16 protein-coding genes and 1 tRNA gene are annotated in these 18,128 nt (G+C 50.2%); 5 read left to right on the top strand and 12 right to left on the bottom strand.

The window, feature by feature from the left end; genetic code table 11:
• Positions 1-60 precede the first annotated feature (60 nt).
• The 3 genes from B3355_RS09370 to B3355_RS09360 form a co-directional block, all read right to left on the bottom strand.
• The gene (locus tag B3355_RS09370) at positions 61-294 is read right to left on the bottom strand and encodes a sulfurtransferase TusA family protein (RefSeq protein ID WP_019883780.1); all 234 of its coding nucleotides are present in this window, start codon (positions 292-294) and stop codon (positions 61-63) included.
• Positions 295-313: 19 nt separating this feature from the next.
• Positions 314-631 (bottom strand): rhodanese-like domain-containing protein, encoded by a 318-nt coding sequence (locus tag B3355_RS09365; protein ID WP_033425686.1) that lies wholly within the window; start codon positions 629-631, stop codon positions 314-316.
• A 45-nt stretch (positions 632-676) separates the two neighbouring features.
• A tRNA-Phe gene (locus tag B3355_RS09360) sits at positions 677-752 on the bottom strand.
• Positions 753-1,001: 249 nt separating this feature from the next.
• Between B3355_RS09360 and B3355_RS09355 the strand changes: the two genes are divergently transcribed.
• The 5 genes from B3355_RS09355 (at position 1,002) to nikR (ending at position 7,411) form a co-directional block, all read left to right on the top strand.
• A complete protein-coding gene (locus tag B3355_RS09355; protein WP_292783036.1) occupies positions 1,002-1,892 on the top strand; it encodes a PfkB family carbohydrate kinase in 891 nt (296 codons plus the stop codon).
• A 182-nt stretch (positions 1,893-2,074) separates the two neighbouring features.
• On the top strand, positions 2,075-2,344 hold the full coding sequence (gene rpsO, locus B3355_RS09350; RefSeq protein WP_019883778.1) for a 30S ribosomal protein S15: 270 nt from the start codon (positions 2,075-2,077) through the stop codon (positions 2,342-2,344).
• 303 nt (positions 2,345-2,647) lie between these two features.
• On the top strand, positions 2,648-4,768 hold the full coding sequence (gene pnp, locus B3355_RS09345; RefSeq protein WP_024930959.1) for a polyribonucleotide nucleotidyltransferase: 2,121 nt from the start codon (positions 2,648-2,650) through the stop codon (positions 4,766-4,768).
• A 178-nt stretch (positions 4,769-4,946) separates the two neighbouring features.
• Entirely contained in the window at positions 4,947-6,992 is a 2,046-nt protein-coding gene (locus tag B3355_RS09340; RefSeq protein ID WP_292783030.1) for a TonB-dependent receptor, read from the top strand.
• A gap of 14 nt (positions 6,993-7,006) precedes the next feature.
• Positions 7,007-7,411, top strand: a complete 405-nt coding sequence (gene nikR, locus B3355_RS09335; protein WP_292783027.1) for a nickel-responsive transcriptional regulator NikR — start codon at positions 7,007-7,009, stop codon at positions 7,409-7,411.
• A gap of 111 nt (positions 7,412-7,522) precedes the next feature.
• On the opposite strand, the gene B3355_RS09330 is transcribed toward nikR, so the two are convergent.
• The 9 genes from B3355_RS09330 to B3355_RS09290 all read right to left on the bottom strand — a co-directional run bounded on the left by B3355_RS09330 (position 7,523) and on the right by B3355_RS09290 (position 18,040).
• Positions 7,523-8,353, bottom strand: a complete 831-nt coding sequence (locus tag B3355_RS09330; RefSeq protein WP_292783024.1) for a DUF2971 domain-containing protein — start codon at positions 8,351-8,353, stop codon at positions 7,523-7,525.
• A gap of 149 nt (positions 8,354-8,502) precedes the next feature.
• A complete protein-coding gene (locus tag B3355_RS09325; RefSeq protein ID WP_292783021.1) occupies positions 8,503-10,065 on the bottom strand; it encodes a toll/interleukin-1 receptor domain-containing protein in 1,563 nt (520 codons plus the stop codon).
• Positions 10,066-10,193: 128 nt separating this feature from the next.
• Complete coding sequence (locus tag B3355_RS09320; RefSeq protein WP_292783018.1) at positions 10,194-10,532, bottom strand: tRNA-binding protein; 339 nt, start codon at positions 10,530-10,532, stop codon at positions 10,194-10,196.
• Positions 10,533-10,560: 28 nt separating this feature from the next.
• Positions 10,561-11,115 (bottom strand): isochorismatase family protein, encoded by a 555-nt coding sequence (locus B3355_RS09315; RefSeq protein WP_292783014.1) that lies wholly within the window; start codon positions 11,113-11,115, stop codon positions 10,561-10,563.
• 2 nt (positions 11,116-11,117) lie between these two features.
• Positions 11,118-12,464, bottom strand: coding sequence for a TolC family outer membrane protein (locus B3355_RS09310; protein WP_292783011.1), 1,347 nt, complete (start codon positions 12,462-12,464; stop codon positions 11,118-11,120).
• A gap of 29 nt (positions 12,465-12,493) precedes the next feature.
• A complete protein-coding gene (locus tag B3355_RS09305; RefSeq protein ID WP_047515785.1) occupies positions 12,494-13,150 on the bottom strand; it encodes a protein-L-isoaspartate O-methyltransferase family protein in 657 nt (218 codons plus the stop codon).
• 36 nt (positions 13,151-13,186) lie between these two features.
• Positions 13,187-16,324: an efflux RND transporter permease subunit gene (locus B3355_RS09300; RefSeq protein WP_292783007.1), complete on the bottom strand. Its 3,138-nt coding sequence runs from the start codon at positions 16,322-16,324 to the stop codon at positions 13,187-13,189.
• Positions 16,324-17,409, bottom strand: a complete 1,086-nt coding sequence (locus tag B3355_RS09295; RefSeq protein WP_292783004.1) for an efflux RND transporter periplasmic adaptor subunit — start codon at positions 17,407-17,409, stop codon at positions 16,324-16,326. The genes B3355_RS09300 and B3355_RS09295 overlap by 1 nt, the downstream gene beginning before the upstream one ends.
• Complete coding sequence (locus tag B3355_RS09290) at positions 17,402-18,040, bottom strand: TetR/AcrR family transcriptional regulator (protein ID WP_024930948.1); 639 nt, start codon at positions 18,038-18,040, stop codon at positions 17,402-17,404. The genes B3355_RS09295 and B3355_RS09290 overlap by 8 nt, the downstream gene beginning before the upstream one ends.
• Positions 18,041-18,128 lie beyond the last annotated feature (88 nt).

The following is an 18,128-nucleotide window of genomic DNA, read 5'->3' as shown; positions in this document are numbered from 1 at the left end:
AAAAAGCCCGCAATTGCGGGCTTTTTATTTAAACGTTTTGATTTTAAGCGAGGCGCTGGCTTAAGCGCTGCGTTTGCGGATCCAGAAGGTGAATACGCCTTCGGCTTCTTGTGTGTCCAGCAAGGTATGGCCAGTTTGGCGGCAAAAGGCGTCAAAGTCTTTTTTGGAGCCAGGATCTGTGGCAGTGATTTTCAGTACCTGTTCAGCGGTCAACTCATTCAGGGCCTTTTTGCAGCGCAGGATGGGCAATGGGCAGTTCAAGTTGCGGGCATCAAGATCTTTATCAAATTGCATGAGCTTTCCTGAAAATAAGTTAAGCCGCTTGTATGGGTAGGCCTGCACGCGCCCAAGCCAAGATGCCGCCTGCGAGATGTGAAACATCGGTGCGGCCTTGTGCCAGGGCAAATTCGCCTGCGGACACCGAGCGCACGCCGCTACGGCAATAAAACACAATTTTTTTGTCTTGGGGAAACTGGTCAAAGACGGCGGTCAGGTTGCCTAAAGGCACATGCAGTGCGCCGGGCAAAATGCCGGAAACCAGCTCGTGATCATTGCGGATATCAACAAGCAGCAATGATGGATCGTTTAGTAATGGGTGTAACTCATCCGGTGTTAAGTGTTTTAATGACATCAACAAACCCAGAAAAAGAAGTGCGCCGAGAGGCAGGTAAGGAAGTGGTGGCCAGAGGCAGAATCGAACTGCCGACACGAGGATTTTCAATCCTCTGCTCTACCGACTGAGCTATCTGGCCAACAGCAATTTGGGCATGTCCCGAATCGCAAGACGCGCATTATAGCAAAGATCGCCAAGAATGCACACAAAAGATAAAAAAAATCCTGATATGCTGCACATGGGTTATTTTATGCCGCTTGCGAGCTGGTTGAATCATGCTCAGTGTGGCCGGTTTGGCAGTTTATTGAAACAATCTGCGCCAGGGTGAGTCACAAAAGTGAGGGCTGGTTAATGGTATTGGGTGAGTGTAGAAAGTAGGATGAAGCGGATGTCGAATGCCATCATGATTTTGGGTGAAGTGCTGGGAGATGTGTTTCCCGAACAAACCATTATAGGCGGCGCGCCTTATAACGTCGCCAGGCATTGCCATGCCTTTGGGCTGGAGGTGCATTTGCTGACGGCGGTGGGCAAAGATGCGCTCGGCGAGCGTATTGTTGCCGAGATGCAGGATTGCGGCTTGTCGATTGCTGGCGTGCAAGAGTCTGATAGTTTGCCCAGCGGGCAGGTCATGGTGCATTTGGGCGCACACGGTCACCGCTTTGAAATCCTGGATCAGCAAGCCTACGATGACTTGCAGTGGCCGCCGGTACAAGCCTTAACCAAGCAGCATCCGCCACGCCTGGTCTATATCGGCTCACTGGCATTGCGGCATGCGCCCATGCAGGCGCTGGCTGACCAATGGCTAAAAATGTGTACAGCCACGGTTTTTTGCGACATTAACCTGCGTGCGCCATGGTATGACGCGCACAGCCTGCGCCAGGTACTGCAGGCCGCAGATATCCTGAAGATTAATCATGAAGAGTTGCCGGAGGTGTGCGCGCTGGTGGGCTTGCCTGTGTCGTCAGATATTAACGACCTGGCGCGGCAGTTGCTAATGGTGTTCGGTTTGAGTGAGGTGTTTGTTACCTGTGGCGAGCAGGGCAGTTTCTGGCTGGATGCTTATGGCAATGGTTTTAGAGCGCCACCGATGAAATTGCAATCGCCTTTTGTCGATAGCGTGGGGGCGGGTGATGCGTATACGGCAGTGGTTATTCGCGGGTTGCTGGCTGGCTGGTCGCGGCAAACCATGCTGACACGTGCCGCCTGGTTTGCCGCCTCGATTTGCGGCATTCGTGGTGCGGTGCCAGCCCAGGCAGGTTTTTATGATGATTTCTTATAGCTTGTATCTAGGCCGTGAGTCGGAAATTAATTCATAAAAACAGAAGCTTAATCCTATAAAAGACTATGCAAGGCAGGGACTTGCCGATATAATGCGCGGTTCGTGTAATTTGAATGTCGGCGTGGTAAGGCAAATAGGTTGCTTGGCTGCCGCGACATTGACGCTAACTCAAAGGAAAAAAGATGGCTGTTACCGCAGAACAATCCGCAAAAATCATTAAAGAATACCAACGCAGTGAAGGTGATACCGCAAGCCCGGAAGTACAAGTGGCTTTGTTGACTAACCGTATCACTTACCTGACTGAGCACTTCAAATCCAACAAAAAAGACAACCACTCACGTCGTGGTCTGTTGGCCATGGTTAGCCAGCGTCGTCGTTTGCTGGACTACCTCAAAGGTAAAGACGTTAGCCGCTATCAAACGCTGATCGAGCGCTTGAACCTGCGTAAATAATTTGGTTGAAGTGTGACACTTAACACTGTTCACTTTTAACGAAATAAAAGCCGATGGCATGGTGATTGCCTCGGCTTTTTTGCTTTAAAAAATCACCAAAAACGCGGTGGCTTCTGTGAGTGCGTTGCAACTGGATAAGCAGGTGCAGCGTGTTGATGGAAGTCACCACAAATCGGGAAATACAGCCGTCGCGCGTCGGGCAACCCAATGAGGAGCGCTTAAGCGCAGTAAGCGAATGCTGTATTTTCATTATTGAGATTGGCTATTAGGTAGTGAATAGCCATGGTAGAGAAAAGGAAAAATATGTTTGAAATTACTAAAAGAAGCATCCCGTTTGGTGCGCATACCCTGACATTGGAAACAGGTGAAATTGCACGCCAATCTGATGCGGCAGTGATCGTCAGCTACGGGGATACCGTTGTGCTGGTGGCTGTGACTGCCAAGCGAGAAGTGAAAGAAGGTCAGGATTTCTTTCCATTGACCGTGGATTACCAAGAGAAGACTTATGCGGCTGGCCGTATTCCTGGTGGTTTCTTCAAGCGCGAAGGCCGTCCTTCTGAAAAAGAAACACTGACTGCACGTTTGATCGACCGTCCATTGCGTCCGCTGTTCCCTGATGCCTTCTATAACGAAGTGCAGGTCGTGGCGACGGTGTTGTCACTGGATCCGGAAATTGATTCCGATATCCCGGCTGTCATCGGTGCCTCTGCGGCATTGGCATTGTCTGGTATTCCTTTCTACGGCCCATTAGGTGCGGCACGAGTAGGTTATATCAATGGTGAATACGTATTAAACCCTGATGTTTCATTGCTGAAAGACTCTGCATTGGACCTGGTGGTTGGTGCAACTGAATCTGCGGTGATGATGGTTGAATCTGAGGCCAAAGAGCTGTCTGAAGAAGTGATGTTGGGCGCGGTTGTCTTTGGTCACGAGCAAATGCAACCAGTGATCAAAGCCATCAACGAAATGGCTGCAGAAGCCGGTAAAGATGCCTGGGACTGGACACCGCCAGAGCCAGACACTGCGTTGATCGAAAAAGTGGCTGCGATTGCTGCTGACGACATCAATGCTGCGTTCAAGATCAAATCTAAAGGTGAGCGTTCTTCCACACTGGACGAAATCAAGTCACGTGTCATGGGTACCTTGATTACGGAAGAAACTTCTACGCTGGAAGCAAACAAGATTAAAGATGAGTTCTTTAAACTGGAAGCCAAAACCGTACGTAGCCAGATCCTGAACGGCGAGCCACGCATTGACGGCCGCGACACACGCACTGTGCGCCCGATCACCATCCGCTCAGGCGTATTGCCACGTACACACGGTTCTGCCCTGTTTACACGCGGCGAAACACAAGCGCTGGTAGTCGCTACATTGGGTACTGGCCGTGATGAGCAAATCATTGACGCACTGTCTGGTGAGTACACTGACCGCTTTATGTTGCACTACAACATGCCTCCGTATGCGACTGGTGAAACAGGCCGTGTGGGTACACCTAAGCGCCGCGAAATCGGCCACGGTAACCTGGCTAAACGTGCTTTGAAAGCAGTATTGCCTAAAAAAGAAGACTTTGACTACACCATGCGTGTGGTGTCAGAGATCACTGAGTCTAACGGTTCTAGCTCCATGGCGTCTGTCTGTGGTGGTTGCTTGTCCCTGCTGGATGCTGGTGTGCCATTGACTGCACACGTCGCTGGCGTGGCAATGGGCCTGATCAAAGAAGGCAACCGCGTGGCTGTACTGACCGACATTCTGGGTGACGAAGACCACCTGGGTGATATGGACTTTAAAGTGGCTGGTACCGACAAAGGCGTGACCGCCCTGCAAATGGACATCAAAATCACCGGTATTACAGCACAAATCATGCAAGTGGCACTGGCGCAAGCCAAAGAAGGCCGCGCGCACATTCTGGGCTTGATGAAAGAGGCTGTGTCAGGTGTTAACACCGAAATGTCACAGTTTGCACCACGCATCATCAGCATGAAGATCAATCCGGACAAAATCCGTGACGTGATCGGTAAAGGTGGCGCAGTGATTCAAGCACTGACCAAAGAAACCAACACCAGCATCGACATCGAAGATGACGGTACCGTGAAAATTGCATGTACCAATGCGGATGAAGGTGCTGAAGCCCAACGTCGTATTGCACAGATCACCGCTGAAGTTGAAGTCGGCCAGATCTACGAAGGCCCAGTGGTCAAGATTCTTGATTTCGGTGCTGTCGTGACTTTGTTGCCAGGTAAAGATGGCCTGGTACACATTTCACAAATCGCCCACGAACGCGTCAAAGCGGTGAGCGATTACCTCAAAGAAGGTGACATTGTGAAAGTGAAAGTGGTTGAGCTGGATGACAAAGGTAAAGTGCGTTTGAGCATGAAAGCGTTGATCGATCCACCTGCAAGAGAAGAAGCGCCAGCGGCTGAATAAGTCGTGTGTTGTTAAAAAAAGCCCGCGTCAGCGGGCTTTTTTGTGTCTGTCTCTCATGAAGTAGCGGGTAAAAATATGTTTGCGTCAATATACGTATAGGTCATTGTGGTCCACTGCTTCATAATGCCGTCGTATGAATAATAAAAAAAAAATCATACGATAGAGGATATGTACACCGATGACAAAATATTCAAAGATTGCCATGGCGATGGCAGGGTTGTTTGCCAGCGTACCCACGCTGGCTAATGAGTCTATAGACTTGGAGGAAATCCAGGTGCGCGCGCATTACGACAACGCTGTTGGTTCATCAGATGCGGCCAGTGAAGGTAAAGTCAACGCTAGCCTGATTAAGAACCGGCCAATTGCACGCATTGGCGAGATACTTGAATTCGTGCCGGGCATGATCGTGACCCAGCATAGCGGCAGCGGTAAAGCCAACCAGTTTTACCTGCGTGGTTTTAACCTCGACCACGGCACAGACTTTGCCACCTATGTGGACGAAATGCCGGTGAATATGCGCACCCATGCGCACGGCCAGGGCTATACCGATTTGAACTTCCTGATCCCCGAGCTGGTCAGCCATTTGCATTACAAAAAAGGCCCTTACTCGGCAGAAGAGGGTGACTTTTCATCGGCGGGCGCGGCGCATTTGCATTTGCTGAATCAGTTGCCACAGGGGATCGCCAGCCTGACGGTGGGGAGCTACGATTACCAGCGCATGCTGCTGGCAAACTCTGTGGCTTTGCAACAAGGCCATTTACTCTATGCGCTGGATGTCAATCACTATGATGGCCCCTGGCAGGTGGCAGAAGGCGTCAGGAAATACAATGGCTTGCTGCGTTACAGCGAGGGCGATGCACGCGATGGTATGACGCTGACTGCAATGGCGTATAAGAACCGCTGGAATTCGACCGACCAGATTCCATTGCGTGCTGTACGCAGCGGTCAAATCGGGCGTTTTGATGCGATTGACCCGAGTGATGGCGGCGACTCGTCACGTTACAGCCTGTCGTTTGCCAAGCACCACCGTGATCAGCATGGTGGCTGGCAAATCAATGCCTATGCCGTCCGCTCCAAGCTTGATTTATTCGGCAACTTTACCTATTTTCTAAGTGATCCTGTCAATGGTGACCAGACTGACCAAAGTGAACAGCGCACCATGCTGGGCCTCAACCTGAGCAAGTCGTGGCTAGGTGAAATTGCCGGTATGGCGATGGACAATAAACTGGGCTTGCAAACACGGTATGACAAGTTGTCACCAGTGGCGCTCTACAAGACGGCGCAAACGCAGCGCTTGTCACAGATACGGTCAGATAAGGTAGAGGAAAGCAGTGCCGGTGTTTATGCTGAAAACACGCTATGGTGGCATGAGAAGTTACGCACGGTGGCAGGCTTACGTTATGATCGCTACCAGTTCGATGTCAAAAGCAGCCTGGCAGGTAACGCGGGTCATGTCGGCGATGGCATTACCTCACCCAAGTTTTCGGTCATTTTCGGGCCGTGGGCGAATACAGAATTCTTCTACAATATTGGCAAAGGTTTTCATAGCAACGATGCACGCGCTGCCACGCAAACTCGCCTGCTAGATGGTTCAGCTGCCTTGCCGGTTACCCCCTTGGTGAGCACTCGTGGCAGCGAGATCGGCGTCAGAAGCGAGTGGGTGCCTGGCCTGCAAAGCTCCTTGGCCATCTGGCAATTGGATATGGACTCCGAATTATTATTTGTTGGCGATGCCGGTGAAACCGAACCCAGTCGCGCCAGCCGCCGCTATGGTGTGGAGTGGAATAACCATTATGTCGTCAACGACTGGCTATTGCTCGATATGGATATTGCACTCTCCAAAGCCCGCTTTAGAGACCACGACCCAGCAGGGCAATACATCCCCGGCGCAATCAACAAAGTGGCCTCCCTGGGGGCGACAGTGACAAACTGGGGCAACTGGTTTGGCAGCATGCAATTACGCTACTTTGGCCCGAGGGCACTGATAGAAGATAATTCTGTGCGCTCAAACGCCACGTTCCTTACCTATGCCCGCATCGGCTACCGGTATAATCAACGCACCAGCCTGACACTGGATGTGTTTAACCTGTTTGACCGCAAGGCCAGCGATATCGACTATTACTATGAGTCGCAACTCAAAGGCGAGGCTGCACCGGTCAATGATATTCACTTTCACCCGGTAGAACCCAGAGCTGCACGACTCACATTGACCTATCAGTTTTAGCGAGGACTTAGCCCATGCGACGCATCACGATTTCTGTTGAGGACGACCTGGCCGACGCCTTTGACCAATTGGTCGCCGTTCGGGCCTACGTCAACCGCTCAGAAGCTTTTCGTGACCTCGTGCGTAAAGCACTCGATGAGGCTGTGATTGAGGATGCCGATCACGCGCAGGCCGAGTGTGTTGCCTCGCTCAGTTATGTTTATGATCATCACGAACGCCAGCTCGCCAGCCGGGTAAATCAACTACAACACGACCATCATGACGTGATTATCACTGCCCAGCATGTGCATTTGGATCATGACAACTGCATGGAGACGGTGATTCTAAAAGGCAAGATTGGCGAGGTAGAAGCGTGTGTAAATGCAATCTCGTCACAGACTGGGGTGACGCATGCAAAGGTGCATATTATCCCGAGGTAGACGCAAACTTTCGATGCGCTCATATGAAGCGGCTCTGGCTTAAGTGGTCAAAGGTTTCTTGACTTACTGCCGTGATTTGATTTTGCAGTTGTACTAATGAGAGCATCTCGTTTACAACAGCCCCAACCCTTTGGCTTCAAGGTGTGATATGTAGTTAAACTCCTTGAACTCCACTTTAAACTCTTTTCCACTTCGCTTGCCCTGCCAGAACTTTACTGATTGATTTTGTCCACGCAAAATGAGGCAGATAATTTCCAATGCTTCTTGGGAAATTTCAGGGCCAAAATATACTCCAGTTAGCGCATTAGCCTCGTAGTGATAAAGTGTATTTTTTTGTTGATGAATAATTCTCCACTCCTGCTCATATGACCATGAGGACGGTTTTATGCAGAAAAAATCAGCCACTAAATCAAGGTCAGTATCATTATCATGATTGGTATCTGTTAGAAACGGCGTTATTGATGTTTCTGGTATCCGTTCATGATAGCTAACTCTTTTTGCAGATGAGAATGGTTGAAAGTCAGTAGAAAACTCTAAACAAAACCCTTTGTAACTTCCACCATAATGAGCCCACATTAGTAAATCATCATTTTTTTCCGAAAAACAAGTAACCCCTCTCTCAATTAAAAAACGATTAATTGTTTCTTTAATGACCTTTTTGCCGCAATTCTCCAGCATGTCCTGTAAGTCACTAATACCTTTTCTATTTAACTCATTTTTAACATTGGTAGGTATTGTTGGGTCGGCAAGATATCTTTTTCGTATTTCTTCTACCTCACTTTGATTTGGGCGCTTTACAAAGGGGTTCGTTGCACAGTCATACGGGTCATTGAAGCTAAGCGGTGAGTTAAAGAAGATGCCATGCGCTTTTAAGTTTTCAAGCGAGCGCGATTCGAATGCCTGATATTTGTAGAGTCTAGAAGGTAATCTGATTTTGCTCATAGATTGATTGTCATTAAAAGCAATTAAACATCTTTACGAAGAGGTATTTGTCTCTCTCCTCATGCTAGCGAATCTGTATATTTTTGTTTCAATCTCCCTTTAACTTCATCTCTCAAACTTCCTCGAGAGGGTACGCCTTAAGTGAGTTGTTAATCTAATTTCCTCAGACATTGTAAAAGCCTAATAAATTGATTCTGGTAATTCTGAGTATCGCGAAAGTCTGCAACTACCCTATTCAGAATTTCTTGTTTTAGTGCAGCTCGTTTTGGCGACCATTCATTAAAAATGTAATCGTCAATCGCTATTGGGATAATTAAAGATTCGCCACCTTCTCTAGCTTCTCTTTCCAGCGTCTTTTCGATTTCATTTTGAACACCATTTCTATTTAGTGATTGAGATGAGCAAATAAGTATAACTCTGTCATAGTCATCAACTTTTCGCATGGTTGAATGCAATTTTTCACCAAAAGAAGCATCAATTGGAAAGAAGAATGTAGTAACGCCATTTCTCTGTAAGTCAGCATTAAGTTTCTTTGCAAACTCCTCATCGGGGCCGCCGTAACTTATAAATGTGGATTGCATTAGTGACCTTAGCTGGTTTGGGTTAAGCGACCTTATTGAGTCAATTATGTACATAGCAGAAATACTGGGAATCCCCGTTTTCTCTAAAAACTCTCTAACTTCGGGTACAGGGTCTACTTTAAGTGGGCTCAGTTTAGAGGAGTGTAATGTTTTTGTTATTGATTGGTAATCTACTGACGACTGTCCCTGATGTCTTGCGTTAGAAGTGCTAAAAAACGATAGGTCAGTATTGATGAAAATTGTTCTTTCAAGAGTCGGATTAATTAAGTCACTATGCGATATAGATAAGCGATCTAATTTTGTGTTTCCAAAATAGGGTTTAATAATTTGTGAATTGTTAAATTCTAAATTCAACAAATTTGAATTTTCAAAATTGATATTTATAACTTTCGAATAGTTAAAGCCACAATCTGTTAGTTCTGATTTAGTGAGGTTGCAATTCTCGAATGTAGATTCAATAAGTTTGTTGCTTATAAGTCTTGAATTTTTGAACGTTGTGTTTTTAATAAATGAATTTATGAAGTAGGTTTTGGTAAAACTTGCATGATCAAATTGCACATCGTAAAACTCACATTTGCTAAATTTTGTTTTGTAGCATTCTGAATTGCTTAAATCCGCGCCACAGACATCTAGATTATGCAAATCTGCATTTTTGAAATTGGTACTAAAAAGCGATGCGTCATCAAGTTTTGTGTTATCAAGAATAGCACCTTCAAATGACGCGAAGTCGAGTCTGGTGTTGGTAAGGTCTGCATTTGATAAGTCACATCCACTGAAATTTGCAAATCTTAAGTCAGCGCCAATCAGCGTACTAGAGCGCAAATTTGAGTTAGCAAACGAAACAAATCTTAAGTCACAGTGGTTAAGGCTTGATCGTTCGAAGTTGGTACGTTTGAAATTAGACTTGAATAATATTGAGTTTGATAGGTTTGCGTCTACTAAATTAAGCCCATTAATTTTTCTAAAAATGACGGGATGTTGCGATGAGAAGAGATTTGATAAATCATTTTCGAATAATTCCGGATGAGTGACTTTTAGAAATGTGTTAAAAATATCTTGATGTTTCAGATTGATGCCGACAAAGTCACGTCTTCCATAACTACTGTCATTTATAAGATCAATCGCATTCATTTGGGCGAGTTTTTAATATGAGAACACCAAGCAGTATATTACTGCTTGGCACGGCGTTGAACTCAATGTATCTAGTTAACATCCCTGTGTGTCTAGATAATCTGCAAAAAAGGCTATTACTTAAGTAGTTACAGAAGCTTTGTGCCCAGTGGAACCGCATGTTCCGGCACACATAAAGTCACTCTTCCTTCTGCATCATGAAAGCCGGTCACCAGGCATTCTGACATCAAGGGCCCGATTTGTTTGGGCGGGAAATTCACCACGGCGACCACTTGTTTGCCGATTAAACTTTCCGGACTGTAAAGCGCTGTGATTTGAGCACTGGATTTGCGTACGCCAATCTCTGGGCCAAAGTCTATCTGCAGTTTGTAAGCGGGTTTGCGTGCTTCGGCAAACACTTCGGCGGCAATCACGCGCCCCACTCTTAACTCTACTTTGGTGAAATCATTCCATTCGATTTGATTCATATGCCCAGCTTTACACTTTAATTTGGAATTAACGAATCAGAGCCGACACAGCCTTGAACTGCGCATGTGTCGCGCCTTGCATAGGTTCAAATAGCATGGATTCGGTATTGGTGATAATGCACCCTGCGCTGCGCATTCTTTCGATGGCGTTATCGCGGTTGGCTTCTGTGCGGGAGATGACGGCGTCTTCTACGATAAACACTTGTTTGCCTGCGGCGAGTGCATCGAGGGCGGTTTGTAGTACGCAAATATGCGTTTCCAGCCCGAAGAGCACGACTTGTGGCGCAACGCTGATGGAGGATTCCTGCAAGGTGGGCTCATGCCAGGCGGAAAAGGCGAGTTTGGCTGTGCGCGGGGTGTATTCAGGGAGTAATGATTGCAGGTCTGGCAAGGTCTCGCCAAGTTTTTCCGGGTATTGCTCGGTGACCCACAGCGGAATATTGAGTAATTGCGCTGCTTGCAGCAAGCGTTGGGTATTCTTGCTCACCGTTGCCATGGTGGCTTCTGGCATCACGGAGCATAGCCGCGTTTGCACATCAATCAACATCCAAATAGCATCTGTGCTGGCTATGGCAGATTTCATGGCTATCTCTTGGTGAGTTGCTGGTCTATGTCCTGCAGGTCGGCTTCGTTGATAATGCCGCTGGCCGTTTTGAGGCGGATGATGCTGACCAGGTAGTTGTAGCGGGCCTGTAGTAAATCGCGTTTGGCGCTAAAGTGTTGTTGTCTGGCATTAAGTAGGTCTACGCTGGTGCGGATGCCGACTTCATAGCCGAGCTTGGTGGCGTCTAACTGGCTTTGGCTGCTTTGCAAGGCCTGTTCCAGTGCCTTGATTTGTGCAATGCTGCTACTCAAGCCTAGGTAAGCACGTTGTGTTTCCAACATGGTCTGGCGGTGGACGTTTTCGAGATCATCCTGTGCTTTCTGCTTGTTGTAAGCCGCCTGCCTGATGCGAGAGTCTACCGCGCCACCCAGATAAATCGGCACGTTGAGCTCTACGCCTATCACCGCATTTTGCAGGTCTGTCCCAAAGCGGTTTTGGCTACCGTTGTAGTGGCTATCGGTGTAGCTGGCGACTGCATCAAGAGTGGGATAGTGTCCGGATTGGGCGATGCTGATATTGCGGTCACTGATTTCAATCTGTGCCTGCTGGATCTGAATATTCAGGTTGCTGGCGGCAGTCACAGTTTGCCAGTCTTGCATGGGTTTTAGGGCCGGTGTGATTTGCAGGTCGTCACGCACTTTTGCCAGCGTTTGTGGCGGGTTGCCTATGATGGCTTGCAGGCTATGCTGCGCTACAGCTTGCTCATTTTCTGCCGCAATTTCCTGGGCCACGATCAGGTCGTAGCGCGCCTGCGCTTCGTGTAGGTCAGTGACGGTCGTGATCCCGGCCTCAAAGCTGGCTTTGGCCTGTTGCAGCTGTTGCTGGATGGCCTGCTTTTGCGCGGCCAGCAATTCGATGCGGTCTTGTGCCTGCAACACATCAAAATAGGCCTGTGTGGTGCGCAGCATCAGTTGTTGCTGGGTCAGGTGTAGTTGCTTGTCGGTGACACTGACCTGCACCTTGCTTAAGTCTATGCGCTCAAGATTTTCTTTGCGGTAGATGGGCTGTCGCGCTTCCACTTTGGCGGCATAGCCTTCAAAACGGTTGACGCCTGCTGGCAGCGGTACATTGGCGGTGTTGTACTTTAGGTCGGTGTGATTGGCAGTGGTGCTGGCACTGAGCGCTACGTTGGGGCGGTAGCCTGCTTTGGCTTGCTCAATCAGCTCTTGTGCCGCCAGGTTGCCATGACCAGCCGCAGCCAGTTGCGGGTCGTTTTGCTTGGCTTGCAGATAAACATCAAACAGGCTTTGCGGGGCGGCTTCTGCCCATGGCCCCAGCCAAAGGCTGCTTAGGAGCAATATCCAGTGAGCAGGGCGGCTGAAGGTCATCGGCGTCTTGGGTGTAATGGCTGAGAGGTTTAAAAGCTGAATGCCTGAGCCTGTGGGGCATTTTGCATTTCTGCCAGGCTGGTTTCAAACAGCACATCCTGTTTGTAGCTGTGCTCTGCCAGGCGTTGAATCAGGGTGGCTTGCATCACTGGTGCCTGACCCAGCACGATCAGCAGGCGGCCGCCGATGCTGAGCTGGTAGCGCACACCTTCGGGCTCCACCGGGCTGGACGCAGTAAACACAATCGCGTCGTAAGGCGCTTGTGATTCGTAACCGTTGTGGCCGTCTAACTCAATCACCTGCACGTTTTGAATGCCTTGTTTGGTCAGCGATTGCGTCGCTTGTGCGCATAACTCGGGGAAGATTTCCAGCGCGGTCACTTGTGCGCAATGCTGCGCCATCAGTGCCGCCAGGTAGCCACTGCCTGCGCCTACCAGCAACACTTTATCTTTGGCTTGCAGTTGCAGCGCCTGCAAAAAACGGCCTTCCACTTTAGGGCTGAGCATTTGCTGGCCATGCGCCAATGGGATCTCGATATCGGCAAACGCCAGCCCGCGATAGGCTTCTGGGACAAAGGCTTCGCGTGGCATATTGTTTAACGTCGCCAGTACTTGCGGGTCCAGCACCTCCCAGGTGCGAATCTGTTGCTCAATCATGTTAAAACGTGCGGTTGCCTGATCTGTCATGTCTTGAATCCCAATGGTCGATAATTGATAGCTGTATTATAGTTTATTGCGCCGTGATTGCATGGTTCTTGCCGTGAATCCAGCCCAGAATGTATACAGTGCGGGCACAAACAAAATGGTCAGGATGGTTGCTGCTGCCAGCCCGCCCATAATCGCTACCGCCATCGGGCCAAAAAATACGCTGCGTGTGAGCGGAATCATGGCCAGGATGGCCGCGGCAGCCGTGAGTACAATCGGCCGGAAGCGACGTACGGTGGATTGCACTACGGCTTGTTCCAGCGAGGCGCCTTCGGCAATATCCTGCTTGATCTGGTCGACCAGGATCACCGAGTTACGCATGATCATGCCGGATAGCGCAATGCTGCCCAGCATAGCGACAAAGCCGAACGGCATATTGAAAATGAGCAGCGCAAAGGTGATGCCTATCATGCCCAGCGGCGCAGTGAGCACGACCAGGATGACGTTGGAAATACTGCGTAACTGCAACATGAGCAAGGTAAACACCACGGCCAAAAACAGCGGTGCGCCTTTGGCCACCGATGTGGCGCCCTTGGCCGCCTCTTCAATGGCACCACCAGTTTCAACCGTGACCTCGGGAGGAAGTTTTTTCAAAATGGGCGCAATCGCTTGTTGAATTTGAGTAGACACCACTGGTGCCTGCATATTGCCGCGTAAATGCGCACGTACGGTGAGCGAAGGCACACGGTTGCGTCGCCAGATAACGCCCTCTTCAAAACCATGTTGAATATTGGCCACTTGCGCCAACGGTACGCGCTCGCCACGCTGGCTTAATACCGTTAATTGCGCCAGTTGTGATAGTTGGGCATGCTGTTCATTGCTGCTGCGCATGACCAGGTCTATGCGCTCGTTGCCTTCCCTGAATTCGCTGACCATTTGCTCGAAATATTGCGTATTCAGCAATTGCGCAATGTCTGCTGAACTGACGCCTAACAACCTAGCCTTGTGCTGGTCGATATCGACATGAATGACCTTGCTCGGCTCTTCCCAACCCAGTTGCACATTACGCAAATGCGGGTTGGCGCGCATGGCATCAGCAATTTTGTGAGCAACCTCACGGATGGCTGGCAGGTTTTGCCCGTCGACGCGAAACTGTACCGGGAAGCCCACCGGCGGGCCGTTTTCCAGGCGCAACACAGAACCGCGTAATTGCGGGAAATCGTGTTCAAACAGTGCCAGCAGGTCGTTGCGTAGTGCTTCGCGCTGTGCCAGGTTATTGGTCAGAATCACCAGTTGGGCAAAGGCACGATGTGGCAACTGCACATCCAGCGGCAGGTAGTAGCGTGGCGCACCCGAGCCAACATAAGACACCACGTTTTGCAGTGCGCCATGCTGTTTCTGCCAGCGTTGCAGCCATTGTTCCAGTTGGTTGACGGCAGCATCAGTAGATTGGTCGCTGGCGTTTTCGGCCAGGCGTAAATCAACCACGACCTCAAGCCGTGTGGAGTCCGGGAAGAACTGTTGCTGCACCTTGCCGAAGCTCAACATGGCCACCACAAACAGGGCGATGGTGGCCAGAATGACACTGCCTTTGTGCTGCACGCACCAGGCGACGATGCTTTGCAGTCGCAGATAAAACCTTGTTTCATAGAGTGATACCGGATGGCGAGCACTTGCTTCGCTGGTGGCGTGCTCGGCCTTGGGTAACAAGTGATAGCCCAAAAAAGGAATCACAATCACCGCTGCGATCCAGGACAGTGTCAGTGCAATAGCCGAGACCTGGAAAATAGAGCGTGTGTATTCACCCGTTGACGATACGGCGGTGGCAATCGGCAAGAAGCCCGCCACCGTGACCAGTGTGCCGGTCAGCATGGGCATGGCCGTGGACGTATAGGCAAACGATGCCGCTTGCATGCGGTCCCAGCCTTGCTCCATTTTGGCGGCCATCATTTCGACGGCGATAATCGCGTCATCCACCAGCAGGCCGAGTGCCAGAATCAACGCGCCCAGCGAGATTTTGTGTAAGCCGATGTCCAGCCAGTCCATGAGCAGAAAGGTGCCTGCCAGCACAATGGGAATCGCCACTGCGACCACAATGCCGGTGCGCCAGCCTAGCGAGAGTAGGCTGACGGCCAGCACGATAATCAGCGCTTCGCTGAGCGAGCGTACAAAGTCATGTACCGAGTGTTGCACGATGTCTGGTTGCGAGGTGACCAGTTGCAACTGCACCCCTACCGGCAATTGCTTTTGTACGCTGGTGATGGATTGCTGCATGGCTTTGCCCAGGGCGATGACGTCGCCGCCCTGTTGCATGCTGACGCCAATCAATAAAGCAGCGGTGCCGTTAAAGTGGATACGTTGTGCGGGCGGATTGACATAACCATGTCTGATGGTGGCGATATCTCCCAGGGTCAGGTTCTGGTTGCCTGCGCGAATCGGGAATTTTCGCAGGTCTTCCAGGGTTTGTAAGCGGCCACTTACATCCAGCCGGATTCTTTCCGGACCTGTGTCGAAGGTGCCTGCGCCTGTGACTGCGTTTTGCTGTTGCAGCAGTTGCGCTAATTGCGCCGGACTGATGCCCAGGGAGGTCAGTTTCTGGTTGGAAATTTCAATGATGATTTTTTGTGGTTGTTCGCCAAATAAATCGACTTTCTCCACGTCGGGTAATTTGAGCAGGCGCGCGCGTACCCATTCAGCTTGTCGTTTTAATTGTTGTGGATTGAGGCCGTCAGCGGTGATGGCGTACATGGTGCCGTAGACGTCGCTGAATTCGTCATTAAAGGTCAGGCTTTGCAGGTCGCTGGGGAAAGTGTGGCGGATATCACCGATTTTCTTGCGTACCTGATACCACAGGTCCGAGATTTTCTCCGAAAACGTATTGTCGCGAATGACGATAAACACCACTGATTCGCCGGGCCGGGAGTAGCTGCTGGTGTAGTCGATAGACGGGATTTCTTGCAGCTTTTTCTCGATTTTGTCCGTGACTTGCTGCTCGACTTCCTGGGCTGAGGCGCCAGGCCAGCTGCTGCGAATCAGCATGACTTTAAAGGTAAACGGTGGGTCTTCGGACTGGCCCAGGTGTGTGTAGGCGAAAATACCGCCTAACAAGGTCAGTACAATAAAATATAGCACCAGTGCCTGGTTTTTAAGCGCCCAGGTCGACAGGTTAAGGTCTTGCGTGGCTTGTGCTTCGTCACTGTGGTGTGGCGTGCTCATTAGCGCAATACCTCTTGGCCGGGCGTGACAGGTTGCACCAGCATGCCTTCGGTCAACGTATGGATGCCGATGGTGGCGATGGTCTCCTGTGCCTGCAGGCCGCTGGTAATCTCGATGCCGCTTTCTGTGAGTGTGCCTGTAGTAACCTGGCGCAGATGAGCCTGGTGCTTGGCGTCAATCACCCACACACTGGCCTGCTCGCCATGGCGAGTGACGGCGGTGCTGGGAACGATTAAGGTTTGCGCTGTCGTGGCTTGCTCAAAGCGCACTTGTGCCGTCATGCCCAGTTTGATGCGCTGATCGCTATTGAGCAATTGAATACGCAGGTCAAACGCGTGGGTTTGGCTATTGGCCGCAGGGGAGATTTCACGGATGCGCCCTTGGTACGTTTGCGGCACATCATTCAGGCTGACGCGCGCGCTATCGCCCACATGCAGGCTATCTATCAGTGTTTCAGGCACTGCAATCAGAATTTCCAGCGTCTGCAAATCATAAATTTGCGCAATGGTTTGTCCGGCCGCCACTACTTGGCCTGGCTCGGCCTGAATCATGCCGATGACGCCGGAACGGTCGGCTAGCAGTTGCGTGTAGCCAGTCTGGTGCTGGCTGACTGTGGCTTGCGACTGGGTTTGTGCCAGGCGTGCCTGCGCTGTCTTCACCTGGGTTTCGTAACTATCCAGTGCAGATTTTGAAATAAATGTTTGGCTATATAGCTGCTGACGCCGTGCCAGTTCAGCTTGTGCCAATGCCAGATTGGCTTGCGCTGTTTGTACTTCGGCATTGGCAGCCTGTGCATTTAAACGGCTGTCATTGGGGTCTAGCTGCGCGATCAATTGGCCTTTTTTTACCAGCTCTCCGACGTTGACTGCGCGGGCAGTAATCTTGCCTGCAATGCGAAAGCCAATGTTGGACTCGTAGCGTGACTTCACTTCACCGGTATAACTGGCCGCAGCGTGCGTGTCGCTGTTGCCGACGGACATGACCCAGACCGGGCGCGGTGCTGCGGCTTCTTCAGGTGCTTGATGGCAGGCGCTTACCAGTAAGGCAAGGCAGGTGCTGCTGACAATAATGAATGATTTATGCATGCGGAGATTCTTTCATTAATCCATGCAGGCACATCTCCAACATGGCTTGCATACGAGACTCAAGGGGGCGCCAATTGATCCAGGCATCATCTGCCAGGTTGATTTGCAGTGCACATAAGCCATGCATGGCTGCCCATACCGTTTGTGCGATCAGTGCCGGGTCGGTCAGGGTGGGCTTGAATACACCTGCATGCCAGGCGCTGGTCACCACGCCTATCAGTTGTGAATACGCATCCTGCTCCGGGTTGTTTTGTTCAATGCTGGAAAATGCCGGATCGCAAGGAGGATGCTGGGTCATCATCATCATGCGGTAATGGTTGGGGTTGGTCAGCGCAAATTGCACATAATGTTGCCCGAATTGCACAAAGCGCTGTAGCGGATCGCTGATGCTGAGCGTGGATTTTAAGGCTTGCGCCAGTTTGATCACATCCGCATCCACCACCGCTCTTAGTAACTGCTCTTTATCGCTAAAATAAAGGTAAAGGCTGGTGGCTGAATAGCCCACGCGTTGTGCCACGGCACGCATGGTGACGGCTTCTACACCCTGGTGAATAAACAGCTCTCTCGCCGCATCCATAATGGCGATGCGCACGGTCTGTTTTTCAGCGTCAGTTTTAACCTTGGGAGGCATTCAGCGGTTTTATTTATAAAAATAACATCGTTAACTTAACACTGTTATTTTTAAATGTCAAATCATGCTGGTGTTTCTGCGCGGAATG

The sequence above is a fragment of the Methylophilus sp. UBA6697 genome (assembly GCF_002454655.1).
GTDB lineage: Bacteria > Pseudomonadota > Gammaproteobacteria > Burkholderiales > Methylophilaceae > Methylophilus.
The sequence above is the reverse complement of the archived record's forward strand: the minus strand, read 5'-3'. Positions and strand labels throughout refer to the sequence as shown.

Excerpts from the sequence above, each read along its gene's own strand:
- rpsO (WP_019883778.1), top strand. The coding sequence starts at position 2,075 with ATGGCTGTTACCGCAGAACAATCCGCAAAAATCATTAAAGAATACCAA.
- B3355_RS09295 (WP_292783004.1), bottom strand. The coding sequence starts at position 17,409 with ATGCATAAATCATTCATTATTGTCAGCAGCACCTGCCTTGCCTTACTG.
- B3355_RS09300 (WP_292783007.1), bottom strand. The coding sequence starts at position 16,324 with ATGAGCACGCCACACCACAGTGACGAAGCACAAGCCACGCAAGACCTT.
- B3355_RS09315 (WP_292783014.1), bottom strand. The coding sequence starts at position 11,115 with ATGAAATCTGCCATAGCCAGCACAGATGCTATTTGGATGTTGATTGAT.
- B3355_RS09320 (WP_292783018.1), bottom strand. The coding sequence starts at position 10,532 with ATGAATCAAATCGAATGGAATGATTTCACCAAAGTAGAGTTAAGAGTG.
- B3355_RS09365 (WP_033425686.1), bottom strand. The coding sequence starts at position 631 with ATGTCATTAAAACACTTAACACCGGATGAGTTACACCCATTACTAAAC.
- B3355_RS09355 (WP_292783036.1), top strand. The coding sequence starts at position 1,002 with ATGTCGAATGCCATCATGATTTTGGGTGAAGTGCTGGGAGATGTGTTT.
- B3355_RS09310 (WP_292783011.1), bottom strand. The coding sequence starts at position 12,464 with ATGACCTTCAGCCGCCCTGCTCACTGGATATTGCTCCTAAGCAGCCTT.
- B3355_RS09290 (WP_024930948.1), bottom strand. The coding sequence starts at position 18,040 with ATGCCTCCCAAGGTTAAAACTGACGCTGAAAAACAGACCGTGCGCATC.
- B3355_RS09330 (WP_292783024.1), bottom strand. The coding sequence starts at position 8,353 with ATGAGCAAAATCAGATTACCTTCTAGACTCTACAAATATCAGGCATTC.
- B3355_RS09305 (WP_047515785.1), bottom strand. The coding sequence starts at position 13,150 with ATGACAGATCAGGCAACCGCACGTTTTAACATGATTGAGCAACAGATT.
- pnp (WP_024930959.1), top strand. The coding sequence starts at position 2,648 with ATGTTTGAAATTACTAAAAGAAGCATCCCGTTTGGTGCGCATACCCTG.
- B3355_RS09325 (WP_292783021.1), bottom strand. The coding sequence starts at position 10,065 with ATGAATGCGATTGATCTTATAAATGACAGTAGTTATGGAAGACGTGAC.
- B3355_RS09370 (WP_019883780.1), bottom strand. The coding sequence starts at position 294 with ATGCAATTTGATAAAGATCTTGATGCCCGCAACTTGAACTGCCCATTG.
- nikR (WP_292783027.1), top strand. The coding sequence starts at position 7,007 with ATGCGACGCATCACGATTTCTGTTGAGGACGACCTGGCCGACGCCTTT.
- B3355_RS09340 (WP_292783030.1), top strand. The coding sequence starts at position 4,947 with ATGACAAAATATTCAAAGATTGCCATGGCGATGGCAGGGTTGTTTGCC.